An 18,454-nucleotide genomic window follows, 5' to 3' on the forward strand; every position below is an offset into this window, starting at 1 on the left:
GCGGTGGCGGGCTGTCCTCTGGCTGATGGATGGGGTGTCCCGCGTCCGGGTGGGGGTGATGTGACCGGACCCGAGTCTGCTGGATACTGCCCCCTCCGGTGGATGAACCCTGACCCTGGTAAGGCGCATGCTCATGAAGATGGTGGACGACCTCACGATGTGTGGAGGGCCGGCGAAGCCACTCGCCGCCGCCGAGAGCGCATGCCTCATCCTCACCAGCACCACGACCCCGGCGGCCATCGGCAAGGTGTTCCGCATCGAGGCCGGCGAGCACGTGCTCGGACGGGGCGCGGACGCGGGCTTTCAAATCAATGACCATGGGGTGTCGCGCCGGCACGCGCGCATCACCCGCACGCCCGAGGGCGGCTTCCACCTGGCGGACCTCGGCTCCACCAACGGCACCTACCTCAATGGCGTGCGCATCGCGTCCGCCGAGCTGCACGAGGGGGACCGGGTGCAGATCGGCACCGTGACGGTGCTGCGCTTCTCCATGCGCGAACTGGTGGAGCAGGGCGAGGAGCAGCTGCGCCAGGCGCTGAGCGCGGCGCGCGTGGGCATCTGGGATTGGAACGCGGTGACGGGCGCGGTGACGTGGAGCGAGCAGGTGGACAGGCTCTTGAGTCTGCCGGTCGGCTCGCTGTCGGGCAGGCCCACGGACCTGGGCGAGGTGGTGCAGCCGGGGGACTTGAAGCGGGTGCGCGAGGCGCTCGCCACGGCGCTCGCCCAGCGCGCGCACCTGGACGTGGAGTACCGCATCGAGGTGACGGGCGCGCGCGGCCGGTGGTTGTCGTGCAAGGGCGACGTGCTGTGCGACGAGACGGGCGCGCCCGTGCGCATCACCGGCACGGTGATGGACATCACCGAGCGCAAGCTGGCCGAGCAGGAGCTGCGCCGTCAGGCGCTCATCTTCGAGAGCTTGTGCGAGGGCGTGGTCATCACGGACCGGGGCGGGCGCATCATCGACTGGAACGCGAGCGCGGAGAAGATGTTCGGCCGGGGCAAGGCCGAGGCGCTCGGGCAGACGCTCTCGGCGCTCCTGCATCCGGGACAGGAGGACAAGCGCACGGGCGAGGTGCTCGCGGCGCTGGAGGCGCAGGGGCGGTGGACGGGGGAGCTGGACTTCCAGCGGCCCGACGGCACGCAGTGCTCGTGCGAGTCCGTGGTGGCGCCGCTGCGCGACGCGGAGGGGCGGACCATCGCGCACATCCTCGTGCACCGCGACACCACCGAGCGCCGGCTGTTGCAGAGCCGCCTGCAGGTGGCCGACCGGCTCGCGTCGGTGGGCACGCTGGGCGCGGGCGTGGCGCATGAAATCAACAACCCACTGGCCTACATGCTCGTCAACCTGCACCTGGTGTCCGAGCGCCTCGAGCGCTTCAAGCAATCGGCGGTGGGCTCCGAGGTGGATCCGCTACAGCAGGTGGTGCGCGAGACGGTGGAGGGCGCCGAGCGCATCGCCTCCATCGTGCGGGACTTGAAGACGTTCGCCCGCGGCCAGCAGGAGGACAAGCTGGGGCCGGTGGACGCGAGCAAGGCGGTGGAGCTGGCGTGCAAGATGGCGGACAACGTCATCAAGCACCGCGCCCGGCTGGTGACGCAGTTCGAGCCGGTGCCGGCGGTGCAGGGCAGCGAGTCGCGCCTGTGCCAGGTGTTCCTCAACCTGCTGCTCAACGCGGCGCATGCCATCCCCGAGGGGGACGCGCAGGAGCATGAAATCCGCGTCGTCATCCGCTCCCATGGCGCGAGCGAGGTGGTGGTGGAGGTGCGCGACACGGGCGTGGGCATGACGCCCGAGGTGCGCGCGCGCGTGTTCGATCCCTTCTTCACCACCAAGCCCGTGGGCGAGGGGACGGGACTGGGGTTGTCCATCTGCCACGGCATCATCGACTCGATGGGGGGCCGCATCGGTGTGGACAGCACGCCCGGCAAGGGCAGCACCTTCCGCGTGTTCCTCGGCATCGCGGGCACGCCCATGGAGGCGCGCTCGGAGCCGGAGCCGCTGGTCGCGGTGGGCCGGGCGCGCATCCTCGTGGTGGACGACGAGCCGTACGTGACGCGGGCGTTGCAGCGCTCGCTGTCGCCCGAGCACGAGGTGGCCACCGTCAACGGGGCTCGCGCCGCGCTCAAGCTGCTCGAGCAGGGCAACCGCTACGATCTCATCCTCTGTGACGTGATGATGCCGGGGATGACGGGCATGGACCTGTACGCCGAGCTCAACCGCAGCGCGCCGGACCAGGCCCTGCGCGTGGTCTTCATGACGGGCGGGGCCTTCACCCCGCGCGCGTTGAGCTTCCTGCAGGAGGTGCCCAACCCGAAGCTCAGCAAGCCGTTGGACCTGCGCCAGCTCCGGGCCCTGGTGGGCCGCTCCGCCCAGTTGCAGGGCTCCGCGTCCAACGACGCGGCGAGTCCGCCGGTGCCCCTGCTGCGGGAAGGTGCGAGGTGAGCGAGCGGCAGGCGGACCTCGCGCGAGGGGAAGCCTCGCGTCCGTCCCTGGAGTCGCCACCGCCCTCGCTCCAGGCCATTGCGCCGGAGCCCTCCGCGCTGGCCGAGTGGACGCCGCGCGCGTGGCTGGTGGGCTCGGGCATTGGCGCGATGCTCGCCGTCACCAATGTCTACATGGGACTGAAGACGGGCATCTGGGAGTCCGGGTGCCTGATGTCGGCGCTGCTGGCCTTCGGGGGCCTGTCGGTGCTCTCCCGGAGCGGCGCTCCGCTCTCGCCCCTGGAGACGAACCTCGCCCAGACGACCGCTGTCTCCGTGGGGGCGACGCCCGCGAGCGCGGGGCTCATCGGCGCGGTGCCCGCGCTGGCGCTGTTGGGCACGCAGCCTCCCGGTTGGGCGGTGGCGGCGTGGGGCGTGGGGCTGGGCGCGCTGGGCGTGCTCTTCGCCTACCTGTCGCGACGGCGGCTGTTGGAGGAGGAGGCGCTGCCGTTTCCCACCGGGGTGGCCACCTCGCAGCTCATCTCCACGCTGCACTCCACGGGCTCGGCCTACGCGGCGCGGGCACGGGGCTTGTGGGTGAGTGGCGTGCTCTCCGCGGTGCTTACCTGGCTGAGGGACGCGCGCGGGGTGATTCCCGGGGCGTCGCTGCTGCCGGCGAGCGTGCGGCTGGGGGGGGTGGGCGCGGACAGCCTGATGCTGGGAGTGGGGTGGATGCCGATGCTGCTGGGCATTGGCGTGCTCGCGGGTCCCCATGCGGGCTTGAGCCTGCTGCTGGGCTCGGCGCTGGCCTGGGGCGGGGTGGCGCCCTGGCTCGTCCACACCGGGAAGGCGGCGGCCGACTATGGCGAGCTGTCCTCCTGGCTGTTGTGGCCGGGCGTGGGGTTGATGGTGGGGGCGTCGGCCACGTCGCTGCTGTCCCAGTTGCGCGCGCTGCCGGCGATGGTGGGGGACATACGGGCGCTCGGTGCGCACCGCGAGGGCTGGGAGTCCGCGGTGGGCCTTGGGGTGGGGCGGGCGGTGCTTCCCGTCATCCTCCTGTGCCTGCTGGCGGGCACCTGGGCCTTCGGGTTGGGCCCGCTCGAGTTGCTGCTGGCGCTGGGGATGACCTTCCCGCTGTGCGCGGTGTGCGCCCGGGCGACGGGGCAGTCGGACATCGCGCCCATCAGCCATGTGGGCCAGCTCACGCAGGTGGGCTTCGGCATGGTGGCGCCTGGGCGGGAGGGCCTCAACATCGCGGCCGGAGCGGTGGTGTCCGGGGCCGCGTCGCACACCAGCGCGAGCCTGTGGTCGCTCCAGGCGGGCCGGCTGCTGGGCGCCCGTGCCTCACGCCAGTTCCTCGCGCAGTTGTCGGGACTCCTGTGGGGCGTCGCGGTGGCCGTTCCCACCTACTTCGTGCTGGTGTCGGTGTACGGGCTCGAGTCGAGCGTGCTGCCCGTGCCCACCGCGAGGCAATTCAAGGCCGTGGCGCAGCTCACCTCCCAGGGCCTCGCGGGCCTGCCGCCCGCCTCCGCGCTGGCCATGGGCGGGGCCTTCGTCGTGGGGGGCCTGTTGTCGGTGGCGGGCTCGCGCGAGCGCTGGGCCCGGATGCTGCCCTCGGCGGCGGCCATGGCCATCGGGCTGTTCGTGCCGGCCTACTACGCGGTGACGATCTGCCTGGGCTCCCTGCTGGTCTCCGCCGTGGGCCGTCTGCGGCCCTCCGCGCTCCAGCCCGTGCAGGCCATGGGCACCGGCGCCATCCTCGGCGAGACGCTCCTGGGCGTGCTCATCGCGGTGTTGATCGCCTCCGGCCTCATGGCTCCGCCGGGGTGAGTCCTCGCGGTGCCTCGGCGGGCGCCGCGCACTGGTAGCGCCAGTGGTTGCGTTTGCGTGTGTAGATGCCCCCGGAGCCGGGAACGCACTCGAGCAACATCCGGGTGTTCATCGCTTGGGCGGCGGAGACGGTATACGGGGTGGTGGTCTGGAAGGTGGCCGCCTCGCGCAGCCCCGAGGGCGTGTCGGGGCGGAGGGCGGCCCAGCCCCGCGTCCACTCGAGGAAGCGCGGGGGGTGTTCGGCGAGGTACGCCTGGGCGTCGTCGTCCAGCATCCGGGGCGAGTTGAGCGCGAGGAGATCCACGACGAAGGCCCGTCCGAAGAAGCGCGAGGCCCCCGCGTCGAGCACCCACACCACGTCCTCGGGCGAGGCGCGTGCGAGGAAGAGGCCCTCGCGCACCTGCAGGTCGTCGATGTTGTGCGCGTCGTTCTCCAACCGTTCCAGCCGTGGCACGAGGCCCGTGGCCACCACCAGGGGGAGTGCCACCGCGACGAGCGCGGGCAGGCGCGGGCCGTGCCTGGCCAGCCGTGCCTCCATCCATGCGCCCAGGAGGATGGGCAGGGGCGCCAGGATGAAGGGCAGCGCGGGCAGGACATAGCGCTGGAGGTAGAAGATCTGGGAGATCGCCGAGCGCAACAGGGCCATGGAGACGGCGAAGAACACCAGGCCCACGGCGAGCAGTCCGGCCGCCCGCCGCTCGGGGGCCGTCGTGTTCCGGCGGTACACCGCGACGCGCAGCGCGAGCACGGCGAGCACGATGAGCACGGGCCAGGGCAGGGCCACCTCGGGCAGCAGCTCCCACAGTCCCAGCGCCGCGGCGCGCAGCATCGACAGGAACACGGGCTCGCCCGGGGTGGTGGTGACCTTGGCGTAGAACGTCCCGGGCAGCGGCCTGCCCGAGGCATGGAGGTTCCACGCCGCCCACGCGCCGCCCGCGAGCGCCACGCCCACGCCCGCCTCCACCCAGCGGCGCACGAGCGGCCGGAGGCCCGGCTGGGGGCGCACGACGAGCGGCAGCAGGAAGACGAAGAGCCCTCCCTCGGGACGGGCCAGCAGGCCGGCCGCGCCACACAACGCGTACAGGCCCGGCCGCTGGCCGAGCAGCACGAGCACGCAGCCCACCGCCACGAGCGTGGCCAGGGGCACCTCCATGCCGGAGAGGCTCGCCGCCACCAGGTGGGGACTCACCAGCACGAGCAGCGCCGCGCTCGCGGCCCACCGGCGGCCCGCGTCCCGGAACATGAGGTAGCAGCCCGCCGCCGTGAGCGCGTGCAGCAGGAAGCCGAGCAGCTTGGTGACGAGCACCGAGCGCTCCACGTCCGGCTCCCCGAGGTAGGCCACCGACAGGACGATCGCCCACAGGGGCGAGGTCTCTCCGGTGGCGGGCACGCCGGGGTTGTAGCTGAGGCCCTCGCCCCGGGCCACGCCGCGTGCGTACACGGCGTGGATCCACGCGTCATCGAGTGGAAAGCCCCGCTGCCGCCAGTAATCGGGCACGAGCGCGAAGGTGCTCATCAGCACCGCGAGCGCGCAGAGCACGCCCACGAGCCCGGTGACACGTCCGTTCGGGAGGGAGGGGGAGGCGGGGGAGGAAGGACCGTTCATGAACGACCGCGACTCTATGTCAGCTCCATGTCGGCGGTGGGGCGGCGAGCCTCTTGCCTCCCGCCGTCCACCCGCTCACGCCGCGGGAGTGAGCTGGGCCCGCTCCAGGCTGCGCCGCAGGCGATCGCGCATCACGTTGGGCATCGTCTCGGCGCGGCGCAGGGCCTCCTCCAGGATGAGCCGCGCCTGTGCCCGCTCGCCCCGCCGCAGCCAGTCCAGGCCCCGCAGCTCCAGCACCTCCAGCGGCTCCTGCTCCACCGAGAATTCATTGGAGCGCGCGAGCAGTGCGTCCCATTCCTCGGCGCTCGCGTCGCGCGTGGCCAGCTCCACCAGGGAGAAGATGACTTCCTCCGAGGGGGTGAACTCCGCGCCGCTCTGCTTCAGCGTCCGACGGATGTCCATGAGCAGCTCGCGCGCCTGGGCGTCCTGGCCGGTATACGCGAGCGAGCGCGCCTGCAGCAGCAGGGCCCAGGGCCGCGGGGCCATCTCCGGGTGGTGCCGCTCCAGCTCGATGGCGCGGGCGATGTGGGACGCCGCTTCCTGCGTGTTGCCCGCCTGGTAGAGCAGCTCGCCCATGTTGTGCTCGGCGAAGTACTCCCAGCCCACCATGCCCAGCTCGCGCCCCAGTTGCATGAAGCGCTCCTGGTCCAGCATCGCGCCCTGGAAGTCATTGCGCGCCACCCACAGGTTGCGGCGGTTGCAGATGGCGCTGCCCAGGTGCAGCCGGTCCCCGCGCTCGGTGCACGCGGCGATGACCTCCTCGAAGAGCTGCTCGGCCTCGTCGATGCGGCCGATGTTGGGCAGGATGACGCCGAGCAGCAGCTGCGCCACGATCCGTGACTCGTAGCCCGCGTCTCCGAGCTTCCGGGCGCGCTCGGCCGCCTCCTGCAGCGGCTCGCAGCATTCCTCCCAGCGGCCATTGCGGAACTGCGCGCGCCCCGCGCCCAGCAGCAGCCGCACCTGCAAGAGCGGCGAGCGGTGGTTGCCGGCGTCGGCCATCTGCTGGGCCGCGTACACCCGCTCCTCCGAGCGTGCGTAGTCGTTGATCCAGTCGTAGGCCATGGCCTCTTCCAGCATCAGGTCCACCTCGGCGGCGCAGTCGCCGATCTCCCGCGCCAGCTCACGCGCCCCGGCGAAGTCCGCCAGCGAGTCCTCGTAGCGCCCCACGCGGTAGCGCATGAGCCCCCGGCCCCGCAGCACGGTGAGCCGCCGGCGCCGGTCCACGCCGTCGAGCAACTCCAGGGCGCGCGTATAGGTGGACTCGGCCTCGATGTAGGCGTGCCGGCCGCGCGCGGACTCGGCCAGGTCGATGTAGAGCGCGGCCGCCTCGTCGCGCAGGCCCGCCGCGGCGGCGTGCAGGGCCAGACGCGGCAGGCGTTGCCGCTCGGCGGCGCCCGCCGCGCTGGAGTAGTAGCGGAAGGCGGCGCTGTGGATGCGCTCGCGGTCCGCCTCGGGCAGCGAGCGCTCCACGGTGACGCGCAACAGCTCGTTGCGGAAGCTCAACCCCTCCTGCCGGTGGGACACGAGCAGCCCCAGGTCCACCAGCCGGCGCGTGGCGTGGCGGGGATCCAACGGGAAGTCCGTCTCCTCCAGCTTGGACACCACGCCCTCGGCCTCGGCGGCGGTGAAGTCCGGACCGAGCAGGGCGCACAAGCGCGCATGCGCCGCGAGCTCCGCGGGCAGCGCTCCCAGCTCGCGATCCGCCAGCCAGTCCACCAGCCGCATCTCCGGCATGCGCTCCAGCTCGTCGGTGGCCAGGAACCAGCTGCCGCCACTGGCTCGTTGGCGCACGAGCCCCTGGCGCTTGAGGCCGCGCACCAGCTCCACGAGGAACAGGGGGATGCGTTGGGCCCGCTCGGTCAGACGCTCCAGCGCGGCCGCGGGGACGTTCTCCACCGGGCGCAGCAGCGTGCGGCACAGCTCCATGGCGCTCGGGGGAGTCAGGGGCCCCAGGGGCAGCACGTGCCGGCGCGCGGCGCGCGTGCCCCACGAGGGGCGGATGCGCTCGAAGCCCGGCCGCGCGAACACGCAGATCCACAGGGGCAGGCGCGACTCGGCGAGCGCGGCGTATTCCAGCGCGTCCAGCGCCGTCTCCTCGGCGTACTGCGCGTCGTCGAGGATGAGGCACAGCCGCTGGCGGCGGGCGCGCGCGGCCAGCAGCTCGCCCGTGGCGCGCATGGCCAGCGTGCGCAACGCACCGGGGGCCGCGGCCCAGTTCTGCAGTCCGGCGGCGCCCGGCGCGAGCCAACCCAGGGTGGAGGCCACGCCGGGCCACAGCTCCTGGGCCAGCGCGGGGCCGAGCAGCTCCGCGCAGGTGGCGCGCCCCTCCGTCTCCGAGCCCGTCAGCTCCTGCTCGTTGCGGAAGCCGTAGAGCGCGCCGCGCAGCAGCATGCGCAGGGTGCCCTCGGGGTCTCCCTGCACGGGCTCGCGGGCGCGCCACGTGGCGATGCGCGTGTGGGTCAGCGACATGTGGAGCTGCTGGGCGAGCGCGGCGCTCAGGTGCGTCTTGCCGTGGCCGCGGTCGCCCAGCACGGTGACGAGCGTGGGCGCTCCATCCACCAGGGCCCGGCCCGCGCTCTCGAGCAGCTCGGCCAGCTCGCTGCCCCGGCCCACCAGCACCCCGCTGCCGTGCTGGAGGATGGTGACGTCCTCGGGCCCCGGGCTGGTGGACGCGATGCGGAAGATGCCGTCGCGCTCCGTCACGGGCTCGCACCGCAGATCCGGCAGGGCCTCCACCGCCGCGCCGGTGAGCAGCAGCGCCGAGGTGTCCTGGTCCCTGGGGTAGCGGTCCTGGCGCGCGAAGATGGGGCTGAGGTAGCGCGCGGGGCCTCCGGCGCGGCGCTGCACCGTCACCGTGGCCACGTCCACGAGCGCGGCGGGGGCGAGGTTCTGCAGGGCGAGCCCCTCGGCGGCCTGGCGGGCGCGCTGCACGGGGTTTTCGCCCGCGTCCGGATCGAACGCGCCCGCGAAGCGCGTGCCGTCGTGGAAGACCATCTGTCCGCCGAAGCTGGTCAGTGCCCTCTGCACGGTGACGGGGTTGGCGCCCGAGCGGAAGAAGAGCACCGCCACCGAGCGCCGCACGCCCGCGGGCGGGGAGGCGGCGGGCCTGTCCACCACGGGCACGAGGAGCCGCACGGGACTGGGAGGCTTCTCGGCCTGCGTCAGGGCCTCCTGGAGTTCGCGCCGCAGGTTGGCCACGGCGTCGGGGCGGAACTTGCGCTCCTTGGCGAGGCAGCGCAGCACGAGCTGCTCGAGAGGCGCCGGTACGGGCGCCAGTTCCGACGGCCGCAGGGGCCGGCGCGACAGGTGCGCCTGGATGACGTCCACCGAGGTGCCGAAGAAGGGCGGCCTCCCGGTGAGCATCTCGTAGAAGAGCACGCCGAGCGAATAGAGATCCGAGCGGGCGTCGAGGCCCTGGGGACCCGCGCACTGCTCGGGGGACATGTACTCGGCGGTGCCGGCGAAGGACAGGCCCAGGGGCGGCGTGGCGTCGTCCGCGGAGGCGGTGACGATGAGGTCGCCCACGGGCCGCGCGAGGCCGAAGTCGAAGAAGCCCGCGGTGTGCGTCGTGTCGTCGAGGAAGATGTTCTCGGGCTTGAGATCCCCGTGCAGGAAGCCCCGCTCATGCACCACCCCGAGCGCGTCGAGCAGCGAGCGCGCGCGGGAGGTGAACTCGGGCAGGGACATGGGGCCCGCCAGCTGCGCCATGCGCTGGGCGAGGGTGGGCCAGGGGATGAACTGCATGACGAGGCAGGCGGCCCCATCGGGCAGCACCCCCGTATGGTACACGGCGGGCACGGTGGGCGGGCCGATGGCGCGCATCACCTGGGCCTCGCGCTCGAGCTGGGCACGCGCGAAGGGAATCTCGGGGTGGGCGACCTTGATGGCCACGCGCTCGCCATCGGACTCGCGCCGGGCGGAGTAGACCGAGCCGAACCCACCGCGAGCGATCTCCTCTTCCAGGAGATAGCCGGCGATGTGGCGCCATGGCTCCGCCCGTCCGTCCCCCCCGCGGGGCGAGTCGGTCGGGGTAGCTCCTCGGGGACAATGCGCGTGGGCCCCCTCCCAACGCTGTCCGCATGTCACGCACCGCGGCACGGCCGGCAGTCTACCACCCTCTGGGCGATCCTCCTCCAAATGACCCCGGACGGTGGACACCATCTCATTCCCCGGTACATCCCCTTTGTTCAGCGTGCGCCATCACTGCACTTGAATGGGCGGACTCCGGCCATCGGACCCATACGGAGAGTAGAAGGGGCACGCCCTCGCTCATCAGGAGGGGGCCTCGAGCGCGCACCCCCGAAGCCGTGGGGCCCGGGGGTGCGGTGATGCACGCGAGGAGGGTCCTCGCGCGATGGCTAGCGCTGGGAGGAGCGGCGCGCGAGCGCGTGCGCCGTCTTGCGGCGGCGGCTGGCCAGCACGAGCAGGCTCATCATGCCGGCGATGAGCAGGGGCGTGCCGCCGGTGGCCGAGGCACCACCGCAGCTCTGGGGCTGCAGGCCGTCCTCGTAGGCGTTCGGCGAGCCGGGCACCAGGCCGGAGGTCCCCGGGGAGCCGTCCGAGGAGGGGCCCTGGGTGACGGCACCATTGTTGGCCGACTCATCGGGCGGGCCGCTGGTCGGGTCGTCCATGTCGGGCGCGGCGTCGATCGGCTGCTCCGAGGAGGGCGCCTGGGGCTCCTGGGCGGCCACGGCGGGCAGCACGTCTTCCAGGGCCGTGCTCTGCACGAAACCGTCATGGTAGACGATGCCCTCCTGCTTGATGGACGCGTCCCGGTACAGGCCCATCTTGAGGTAGTTGCGCTGGCTGCCGAACTGCGTGGCCATGTACGTCTTGGGCAGCACCACCTTGCCATCGTGGTACAGCTCGATGAAGCCGGTCTTCTTGTCGGAGGACCACTTCACGTGGAGGATGAAGTCGTTCCAGTGATCGCGCTGCAGGGGGGCCGTCCAGACGACCTTGCCGCTGCTGCCACCGACTCGCAGGTTGAGCCGATCATTGACCACGTAGAGCTCGAGCGGGGGGGAGCCGCTGTGCCCTTCCTGGTGCCACTGGGTGAACAGCGCCCACTTGGGCGAGCTCGGGAAGCTGGCGGGGAAGAGCGAGCTCCACTTGTAGAAGTACTCGGAGCCCGAGGTCTCGCGGCTCAGATAGACCAACTCGTTGCGGTTGCCGCTCGCCTTGATGGGGTTGTCCCCCTGGCGCACGGTGGTCTTCAACGCGTAACGACCCTCTCGCACCGGCGAGGTCACCACCAACAGGCGGTTCGAGGACACACTCTGCTCAGCGTCCCACTGAGAGAGATTTCCGGTTTCGAGGTCGCCCTTCCATACGACGGAGGCCGAGGCCAGGGTGGGCACCAGCAGCGCGAGGGCGGCAATGTTCAGCAGTCGCTTCAATCTGTGTCCTTTCGTCGTTGGGACAAAAAGGACAAGTGACTTGCTTTTTAACTTCCCGATGACGTGTCCCCGTCATCCCCCCCTTGGGAAATCGAGGCTTGCTCGCCTGCCCAGGAAGCAATCCCCCGAGGGCCGTTGAGCAGGCCCTCGGGGTGAGCAGTCATTGAGCCGAGAGGTTTCAGGCGTTTAGCGCCGCGGCGTGGTGCCGCAGGTGGTCCGCCATGAAGGTCGAAACGAAGTAATAACCGTGGTCATACCCGTCCTGGGAGCGGAGTGTCAGGGGCTGCCCTGCCTGCTCGCAAGCGGCGCGCAACAACTCGGGCTTGAGCTGCTCCGCGAGGAATTTGTCGTTCGTGCCCTGGTCCACCAGCAGGGGAGGAACCCGGGCCCCGCCGCGCAGCAATTCCGTGGCATCCCAGGCGCGCCACGCCTCGGTGTCCGCTCCGAGGTAGGTGCCAAAGGCCTTCTGTCCCCACGGGCAGCGCATGGGCGCGCTGATGGGGGCGAAGGCGGACACGGAGCGGTAGCGGCCCGGCTGGCGCAGCGCGCAGACGAGCGCGCCATGGCCTCCCATGGAGTGGCCGAAAATGCCCTCGCGGTCCATCCGGGCGGGGAAGTGCTTGCCCACCAGCTCGGGCAGCTCCCGGGTGACATAGCTGTACATGCGGAAGCGCGAGGCCCAGGGGGCCTGGGTGGCATCCAGGTAGAAGCCGGCGGCGGTGCCCACCTCCCAGTCCGCGTCCTCCTTGGGAATGCCTGTCTGGCGCGGGCTGGTGTCGGGCACCACCAGCATCAACCCCAGCTCCGCGGCAAGCTGCTGCGCCCCGCCCTTGATGAGGAAGGTGTCCTCGGTGCACGTGAGGCCGGAGAGGTAATAGAGGACCGGCACCTTGCCCGCCTGGGCCTGGGGAGGAAGGTAGACGGCGAAGCGCATCTCGCCGCCGCACTCCTGGGACGTGTGCTTGTAGAAGCCGACGGTGCCGCCGAAGCAGCGGTTCTCGGCGTGGGGTTTCAGCGCGTCCATGGCTAGTACTTCACCACCGTGCGGATGGACTCGCCCTTGTGCATCAAGTCGAAGCCCTCGTTGATGCGCTCGAGCGGCAGGGTGTGGGTGACGAGGTCATCCACGTTGATCTTCTTCTCCATGTACCAGTCGACGATGCGGGGCACGTCGGTGCGGCCGCGGGCGCCGCCGAACGCGCTGCCCTTCCACACGCGTCCGGTGACGAGCTGGAAGGGCCGGGTGCTGATCTCCTGCCCGGCGGCGGCCACGCCGATGATGATGCTCTCGCCCCAGCCGCGGTGGCAGCACTCGAGCGCCTGACGCATGGTGTTCACGTTGCCGATGCACTCGAAGCTGTAGTCGGCGCCGCCGCCGGTGAGGTTGACGAGGTGGGGCACGAGCTCCGCCGCGGGCATGTCCGCCGGGTTGACGAAGTGCGTGAGGCCGAACTTCTCCGCCATGGCGCGCCGGCCGGGGTTCAGGTCCACGCCGACGATCTGATCCGCGCCCACCATGCGGCACGCCTGCACCACGTTGAGCCCGATGCCGCCCAGGCCGAAGACGACCACGCGCGCGCCCGCCTCCACCTTGGCCGTGTAGACGACGGCGCCCACGCCCGTGGTCACCCCGCAGCCGATGTAGCAGACCTTGTCGAAGGGTGCGTCCTCGCGGATCTTCGCCACGGCGATCTCCGGCAGCACCGTGTACTGCGCGAACGTGGACGTGCCCATGTAGTGGTGGATGGGCTCCTTGCCGAGCCGGAAGCGGCTGGTGCCATCCGGCATGAGCCCCTTGCCCTGGGTGGCGCGGATGGCCGTGCACAGGTTCGTCTTGCGCGACAGGCACGACTTACACTGGCGACACTCGGGCGTGTAGAGCGGGATGACGTGGTCCCCCTTCTTCACCGAGGTGACGCCCGGGCCCACGTCCACCACGATGCCCGCGCCCTCGTGGCCGAGGATGCTGGGAAACAGGCCCTCGGGATCCTTGCCGGACAGCGTGTACGCGTCGGTGTGGCAGATGCCCGTCGCCTTGAGCTCGATGAGCACCTCGCCCGCCTTGGGTCCTTCGAGATGCACCGTCTCGATGCGCAGGGGCTTGCCGGGTTCGAACGCGATGGCGGCCTTGATGTCCATGGGTGATGCCTCGTGGGTGGGGGGAGGGGTGTAGCGCGACGTGGCGGAGCGTAACGGAGGGGCCCGCGGCCTCCGCCAGAGATCTTCTTCATCGGCCGAAGAATTGCGCTTGCCGCGCGGCGCGGTAACACAGGCGGTACGCATGAGAGGTGAAGTCAACAGCGGACGGCGAAGCACGGGGCCCGGCGGGACGCGGCTCCTCGTGGCCTCGTTGTGTCTCTCCCTGTTGGCTTCCGGTTGCGCGAGGGTGGACTCCTCGCTCGACGCGCTCTCCTTCTATTTGGAGGAGAACATCCCGCACACGCACGGTCCGGCCCCCAGGCCCCCCGCTCCCGCGCGGAAGACCGTGTCATCCCAGCGCTCCGCCCGTGTCCGGGGAGTGCTCCTGGTGGGCCTCGCGGTCCGCCCGGAGGTTGCACCGCCCCCCGCGGTGAAGCCGGGACTCCCGCTGTCCGCTCCCCGCCCGGAAGCAGCCTCTCCGGCGCTGGCAAGAAGGACCGAGCACCCGTGGGTACACCAGGTGCTCCCCTCCTCTGGAGGGAATGACGCGCATGTGCTCCGTGAGGCGGTTGCCGGAGTCATGCGAGTGGAGCGAACAGTTCGCCGCGGGCAGGTGAGCATGCCCGGAGTCGTTCGCGGCAGGGAGATCGTGTCACCCAGGCCCATCGTCGCGGCGTTGTCGCTGACGAGCGGCCTCTCTCGAAGCGCGGGTGGCGTGCCGCCCGACCCTGTCCTCGCGCGGGGGGTGCTCGGCGCCTCGCGGGGACTCGATGCGTTGCGCCGTCCTCCCCAGGTGCCTCCGTCTCCAGGAGCCGCGCTCGCGTCGCGAGTCGAGCTGCTTGCTAGCGGGAGACGTCCGCTCGAAGTGGGGTGCGGTGACCCGGGCCACGGCGTGCCGTGCGCTCGTGGGCCTCGTGTGCCTTCCCCCGAGGGAGGGGGAGGGCGAGCCCGACAGCTCGTTTCCGGGGGTGCTCCCGGAAGGCGAGGGTCCGCCCATGCGGGCGGGTTCGGGCTCCTCCCACCAGGAGGGGCCCTGGCGATACGGGTGAAGGGAGCAACAGGGGCCGGTTCTCCGCGCCTCGAGCACTCGTACGCCTTCGCCCGGCGTGGACGCCTGACGCGTCTATCTCCAGGAGCAGGGACGTTGGCGGGCGGGCCTCGAGCCCACCACCAGGACCACCACGTCCACCGTCCGCGTGGGGACCACGCCGTGAACCGTGCTCGCCGAGCTCTCGTCGGCCTCGCCAGCCTGGGAACGGGTGCGCCCTCCGGGAGTGGAGGGCCGGGGCTCGCTCGTGCTCGACACCTCGAGGACCGAGGCGGAGATCGAAGCGGGCGAACCTTACCGCGCCAGGGTGGACGCGGTGTGGAACCTGACCTGTGGGGACATCTTCGTGCGCGGGACGCGGTACCGCCCCGCGCGTTACTTCACTCGTCCGCCGGCACGTCGTAGCGCGGCGTCAGGTCGACCACGTGCACGGTGAGCAGGTGGTAGATGATGACGTTGCTCACCCAGAAGAAGATGGCCGGGCCGCTCACGTACACGAGCGTCGCGCCGGGCCAGACGTGCAGGTGCTTGCCGGTGAGCGCCACCGCCATGAATCCGCCGATCCACTCGCCCACCCAGCACACCACCGAGCCGACGCAGACGCGCGACCACGCCTTCATCTGCCGGGGGTGGAACCAGTAGTAGTGCATCGTCCACATCAGGAACACCGAGCCCACCCACAGCACCATGCTCCCGAAGGAGAACCAGCCGTAGGGGGAGTCCGGGTACAGCCAGCCGTAGGTCCCGTTCACCGCCTTCCAGGCCTGGTTCTGGGCCAGCTCGAGCAGCCACAGCAGCGGCGCCACATAGAGGATCTGCGTGGCGAGCACCCGGGCGTAGACGCCAAACGACCGGTGGGGGGTGGTTGGAGTCAGCGCAATCGCGTTCGCGTTCATGGAGGTCTCCCGTCAACGGAGCGGTGTCGTGGGAGTCCACTGATTGCCTTGAGTAGGGGTATGACTGCTTTCCTACGACCGCCAACCGCTTCCACCAGGGCGCCAACCCATGAATATTCTGTCGGGACAGGCGTGGCGGCCGGGCTCTCGCCGCCCTTCGATTGGAGCGTTCCATGGCCTCGTTACCCCCTCGCAACATGACCGACTACGAAGCCACCTGGCGTGGCTTCCGGTGGAACCGCCCGGAATTCTTCAATTTCGCCGGGGATGTCACCGACCGCTGGGCCCGTGAGCGCCCCGAGGCCCTGGCGCTGCAATGGAGCGACGAGGGCGGGGCGGAGCGGAGCTTCACCTGGAGCGAGGTGCGGCGGCGCTCGCTGCACGCGGCGCGCTTCCTGACGGACCTGGGCCTGCGCAAGGGCGAGCGCGTCTTCGTGATGATGCCTCGGGTGCCGGAGTGGTGGTTCCTGGTGCTCGGGTGCATCCGCGCGGGCATCGTCTTCATGCCGGGCACCCCCATGCTCACCCCCAAGGACGTGCGCTACCGGCTGGAGGCCGCGGGAGCCCACGGCGTCATCGCGGACGCGAGCTGCCTGGACCGGTTCGAGGGGCTCGCGGGCACGGGCGCCGTGAGGCACTGGGTGTCCGTGGGGTCGGCACCCTCGCCCTGGGTGGCGTACGCGTCCGAGGCGGCGCCGGAGGACGCGTCCGGTGACGCCTTCGAGCGCACGCGGGCGGATGATCCGATGCTGCTCTACTTCACGTCGGGCACCACGGGCATGCCCAAGCGGGTGCAGCACACGCAGGCCAGCTATGGCCTGGGGCACGAGGTGACGGGCCGCTACTGGTTGGACCTGACGCCGGAGGACCGGCACCTGACGCTGTCGGACACGGGGTGGGCCAAGTGCGCCTGGGGCAAGCTCTTCGGCCCGTGGAGCCAGGGCGCGTGCAACGTGGTGTACGACTTCCGGGGCCGCTTCGAGCCGGAGCGCTTCCTGCGGATGCTCGAGCGGCAGAAGGTGACGACGTTCTGCGCGCCGCCCACGGCGTGGCGGGCGCTCGTGCAGAAGGACCTGTCCGCGTATGACCTGTCCGCGCTGCGGCACGTGGCGAGCGCGGGCGAGCCGCTCAACCCCGAGGTCATCGACACCTGGAAGCAGGCCACGGGGCTGATCATCCGCGAGGGCTACGGCCAGACGGAGTCGGTGGTGGTGGTGGGCATGTTCTCCTGCCTGGAGCCACGCGCGGGCTCCATGGGCAAGCCCACGCCGGGCTTCGTCGTGTCGGTCATCGACGACGCGGGCCGGGAGGTGCCCTCGGGGCAGGAGGGCGACATCGCGGTGCGGGTGAAGCCGGAGCGGCCCGTGGGGCTCTTCGACGGCTACCTCGAGGACGACGCGGCGAACCAGACGGCGTTCCGCGGCGACTGGTACGTGACGGGCGACCGGGCGGTGAAGGACGCGGACGGCTACTTCTGGTTCGTGGGCCGGCGCGACGACGTCATCAAGACGTCCGGCTACCGCGTGGGCCCCTTCGAGGTGGAGTCGGCGCTGCTGGAGCACGCGGCCGTGGTGGAGTCGGCCGTGGTGGGCGTGCCGGACGAGCGCCTGGGACAGCGCCTCAAGGCCTACGTGGTGCTCGCGCGGGGCTTCACGGGCTCGGAGGCGCTCGCGAGCGAGCTGCAGGAGCACGTCAAGCGCACCACGGCGCCCTACAAGTACCCGCGCGAGATTGAGTTCGTCACCGAGCTGCCCAAGACGGTGAGCGGGAAGATCCGCCGCAACGAGCTGCGCGCCCTGGCCCTCAACCGGCCCCCCGCGAAGGACTGAGGGGGCCCACGCGCCGGCCCGCGCTCAGGTGGAGTGCGGGTCGTGCTCCTCGCGGTCGAGGGACTCGGGGAGCAGCGCGTTGGCGAGCAGGCCCACGAGCGCGGCCAGGGCCATGCCGTGCAGCTCCAGGTGCACCTCGCCGAGCGTCACCGGAATCTTGGCGCCCCCGAGGCCCAGCACGAGGATGAGGCTCACCACGATGAGGTTGCGGCTGTGGGCGAAGTCGATGCGCGCCTCGGACAGGGTGCGGATGCCCACCGAGGCGATCATCCCGAAGAGCAGGATGCTCACGCCGCCCAGCACGCCCGGGGGGAAGCTCTGGGACACGGCGGCCAGCTTGGGCGACAGGCCGAAGAGCATGGCGAAGACGGCGGCGATCCGGAGCACGGCGGGGTCGTAGACGCGCGTGACGGCGAGCACGCCCGTGTTCTCCGCGTAGGTGGTGGCGGCGGGTCCCCCGAGCGCGGCGGACGCCATGTTGGCGATGCCATCGGCGAACAGGGTGCGGGGCAGTCCGGGCGACTCGAGGAAGTTCTTGCCCACCACGCGGCCGTTCACGATGACGTCGCCGATGTGCTCGATGAAGGTGACGAGCGCCACCGGGGCGAGCACGAAGATGGCCGACCAGGAGAAGCGCGGAGCGTGGAAGGGGGGCAGGCCCACCCAGGCGGCGTCGCGGATGGCGGCGAGCTTCGCGGGCTCCACGCCGCCAATCGCCAGCGCGGTCCCATAGCCGACGAGGACGGCGATGAGGATGGGGATCATCTTGAAGAGGCCCCGGGCGAAGACGCTGGTGATGATGGCGGCCAGCAGGGTGACGACCGCCAGCCCCCAGTGGCTCTGGGCCTGATTGATGGCGACCCCGGCGAGGCTCAGTCCGATGACGATGATGACGGGGCCGGTGACGATGGGGGGGAACACCTTCTGGACGCGGCTCACGCCCACGGCCTTCACCGCGGCGGAGAAGACGATGTACAGGGCGCCCGCGGCGACGAGGCCGCCTCCAACGGCGGCGGGGCCCTCGGCCTTCATCACCGTGAGGATGGGGGCGATGAAGGCGAAGCTGCTGCCCAGGAAGATGGGCACGCCCAGGCCCGTGAGGACATGGAAGAGCAGGGTGCCGAGCCCGGCGCCGAACAGGGCGACGCTCGGATTGAGGCCCGTGAGCAGGGGCACCAGCACGGTGGCGCCGAACATGGCGATGGTGTGCTGGAGGCCCAGGACGACCTTCTTCTGGAGCGGCAGAGGGGGCATGGACCTTTGGCTTAGCTCACCGGGCCCGTTTC

General features: G+C 71.2%; 10 protein-coding genes. 3 read left to right on the top strand and 7 right to left on the bottom strand.

From position 1 onward, the window contains the following. Positions 1-127: 127 nt before the first annotated feature. Both D187_RS47180 and D187_RS47185 read left to right on the top strand, forming a co-directional pair. On the top strand, positions 128-2,443 hold the full coding sequence (locus D187_RS47180) for a serine histidine kinase EspA (protein ID WP_002631703.1): 2,316 nt from the start codon (positions 128-130) through the stop codon (positions 2,441-2,443). Beyond that, a complete protein-coding gene (locus D187_RS47185) occupies positions 2,440-4,251 on the top strand; it encodes an OPT/YSL family transporter (RefSeq protein ID WP_002631705.1) in 1,812 nt (603 codons plus the stop codon). The genes D187_RS47180 and D187_RS47185 overlap by 4 nt, the downstream gene beginning before the upstream one ends. Here the strand turns inward: D187_RS47185 and D187_RS47190 are convergent. From D187_RS47190 to D187_RS47215, 6 genes are all read right to left on the bottom strand, one after another. Further along, positions 4,232-5,857, bottom strand: a complete 1,626-nt coding sequence (locus D187_RS47190; RefSeq protein WP_002631707.1) for a DUF8728 domain-containing protein — start codon at positions 5,855-5,857, stop codon at positions 4,232-4,234. The two genes, D187_RS47185 and D187_RS47190, sit on opposite strands and share 20 nt — an antisense overlap. Positions 5,858-5,932: 75 nt before the next feature. Beyond that, complete coding sequence (locus D187_RS47195; protein WP_043435485.1) at positions 5,933-9,955, bottom strand: serine/threonine-protein kinase; 4,023 nt, start codon at positions 9,953-9,955, stop codon at positions 5,933-5,935. Between the two features lie 260 nt (positions 9,956-10,215). Beyond that, positions 10,216-11,256, bottom strand: a complete 1,041-nt coding sequence (locus D187_RS47200; RefSeq protein ID WP_002631714.1) for a polysaccharide lyase family 20 protein — start codon at positions 11,254-11,256, stop codon at positions 10,216-10,218. Positions 11,257-11,434: 178 nt separating this feature from the next. After that, positions 11,435-12,280 (bottom strand): S-formylglutathione hydrolase, encoded by an 846-nt coding sequence (fghA, locus tag D187_RS47205; protein WP_002631716.1) that lies wholly within the window; start codon positions 12,278-12,280, stop codon positions 11,435-11,437. Positions 12,281-12,282: 2 nt separating this feature from the next. Then, positions 12,283-13,395 carry an S-(hydroxymethyl)glutathione dehydrogenase/class III alcohol dehydrogenase gene (locus D187_RS47210; RefSeq protein WP_002631718.1) on the bottom strand — a complete coding sequence of 371 codons (1,113 nt, stop codon included), beginning with the start codon at positions 13,393-13,395 and terminating at the stop codon, positions 12,283-12,285. A gap of 1,428 nt (positions 13,396-14,823) precedes the next feature. Next, positions 14,824-15,339 carry a hypothetical protein gene (locus D187_RS47215; RefSeq protein WP_002631721.1) on the bottom strand — a complete coding sequence of 172 codons (516 nt, stop codon included), beginning with the start codon at positions 15,337-15,339 and terminating at the stop codon, positions 14,824-14,826. Between the two features lie 173 nt (positions 15,340-15,512). Between D187_RS47215 and D187_RS47220 the strand changes: the two genes are divergently transcribed. Next, positions 15,513-17,168, top strand: coding sequence for an acetate--CoA ligase (locus tag D187_RS47220; RefSeq protein WP_002631722.1), 1,656 nt, complete (start codon positions 15,513-15,515; stop codon positions 17,166-17,168). Between the two features lie 24 nt (positions 17,169-17,192). Here D187_RS47220 and D187_RS47225 read toward each other — a convergent pair whose 3' ends face one another. After that, positions 17,193-18,422 carry a uracil-xanthine permease family protein gene (locus tag D187_RS47225; RefSeq protein ID WP_002631723.1) on the bottom strand — a complete coding sequence of 410 codons (1,230 nt, stop codon included), beginning with the start codon at positions 18,420-18,422 and terminating at the stop codon, positions 17,193-17,195. Positions 18,423-18,454 lie beyond the last annotated feature (32 nt).

The sequence above is a fragment of the Cystobacter fuscus DSM 2262 genome (assembly GCF_000335475.2).
In the GTDB taxonomy this organism is placed as follows: Bacteria; Myxococcota; Myxococcia; order Myxococcales; family Myxococcaceae; genus Cystobacter; species Cystobacter fuscus.

Excerpts from the sequence above, each read along its gene's own strand:
- D187_RS47180 (WP_002631703.1), top strand. The coding sequence starts at position 128 with ATGCTCATGAAGATGGTGGACGACCTCACGATGTGTGGAGGGCCGGCG.
- fghA (WP_002631716.1), bottom strand. The coding sequence starts at position 12,280 with ATGGACGCGCTGAAACCCCACGCCGAGAACCGCTGCTTCGGCGGCACC.
- D187_RS47190 (WP_002631707.1), bottom strand. The coding sequence starts at position 5,857 with ATGAACGGTCCTTCCTCCCCCGCCTCCCCCTCCCTCCCGAACGGACGT.
- D187_RS47225 (WP_002631723.1), bottom strand. The coding sequence starts at position 18,422 with ATGCCCCCTCTGCCGCTCCAGAAGAAGGTCGTCCTGGGCCTCCAGCAC.
- D187_RS47215 (WP_002631721.1), bottom strand. The coding sequence starts at position 15,339 with ATGAACGCGAACGCGATTGCGCTGACTCCAACCACCCCCCACCGGTCG.
- D187_RS47220 (WP_002631722.1), top strand. The coding sequence starts at position 15,513 with ATGGCCTCGTTACCCCCTCGCAACATGACCGACTACGAAGCCACCTGG.
- D187_RS47210 (WP_002631718.1), bottom strand. The coding sequence starts at position 13,395 with ATGGACATCAAGGCCGCCATCGCGTTCGAACCCGGCAAGCCCCTGCGC.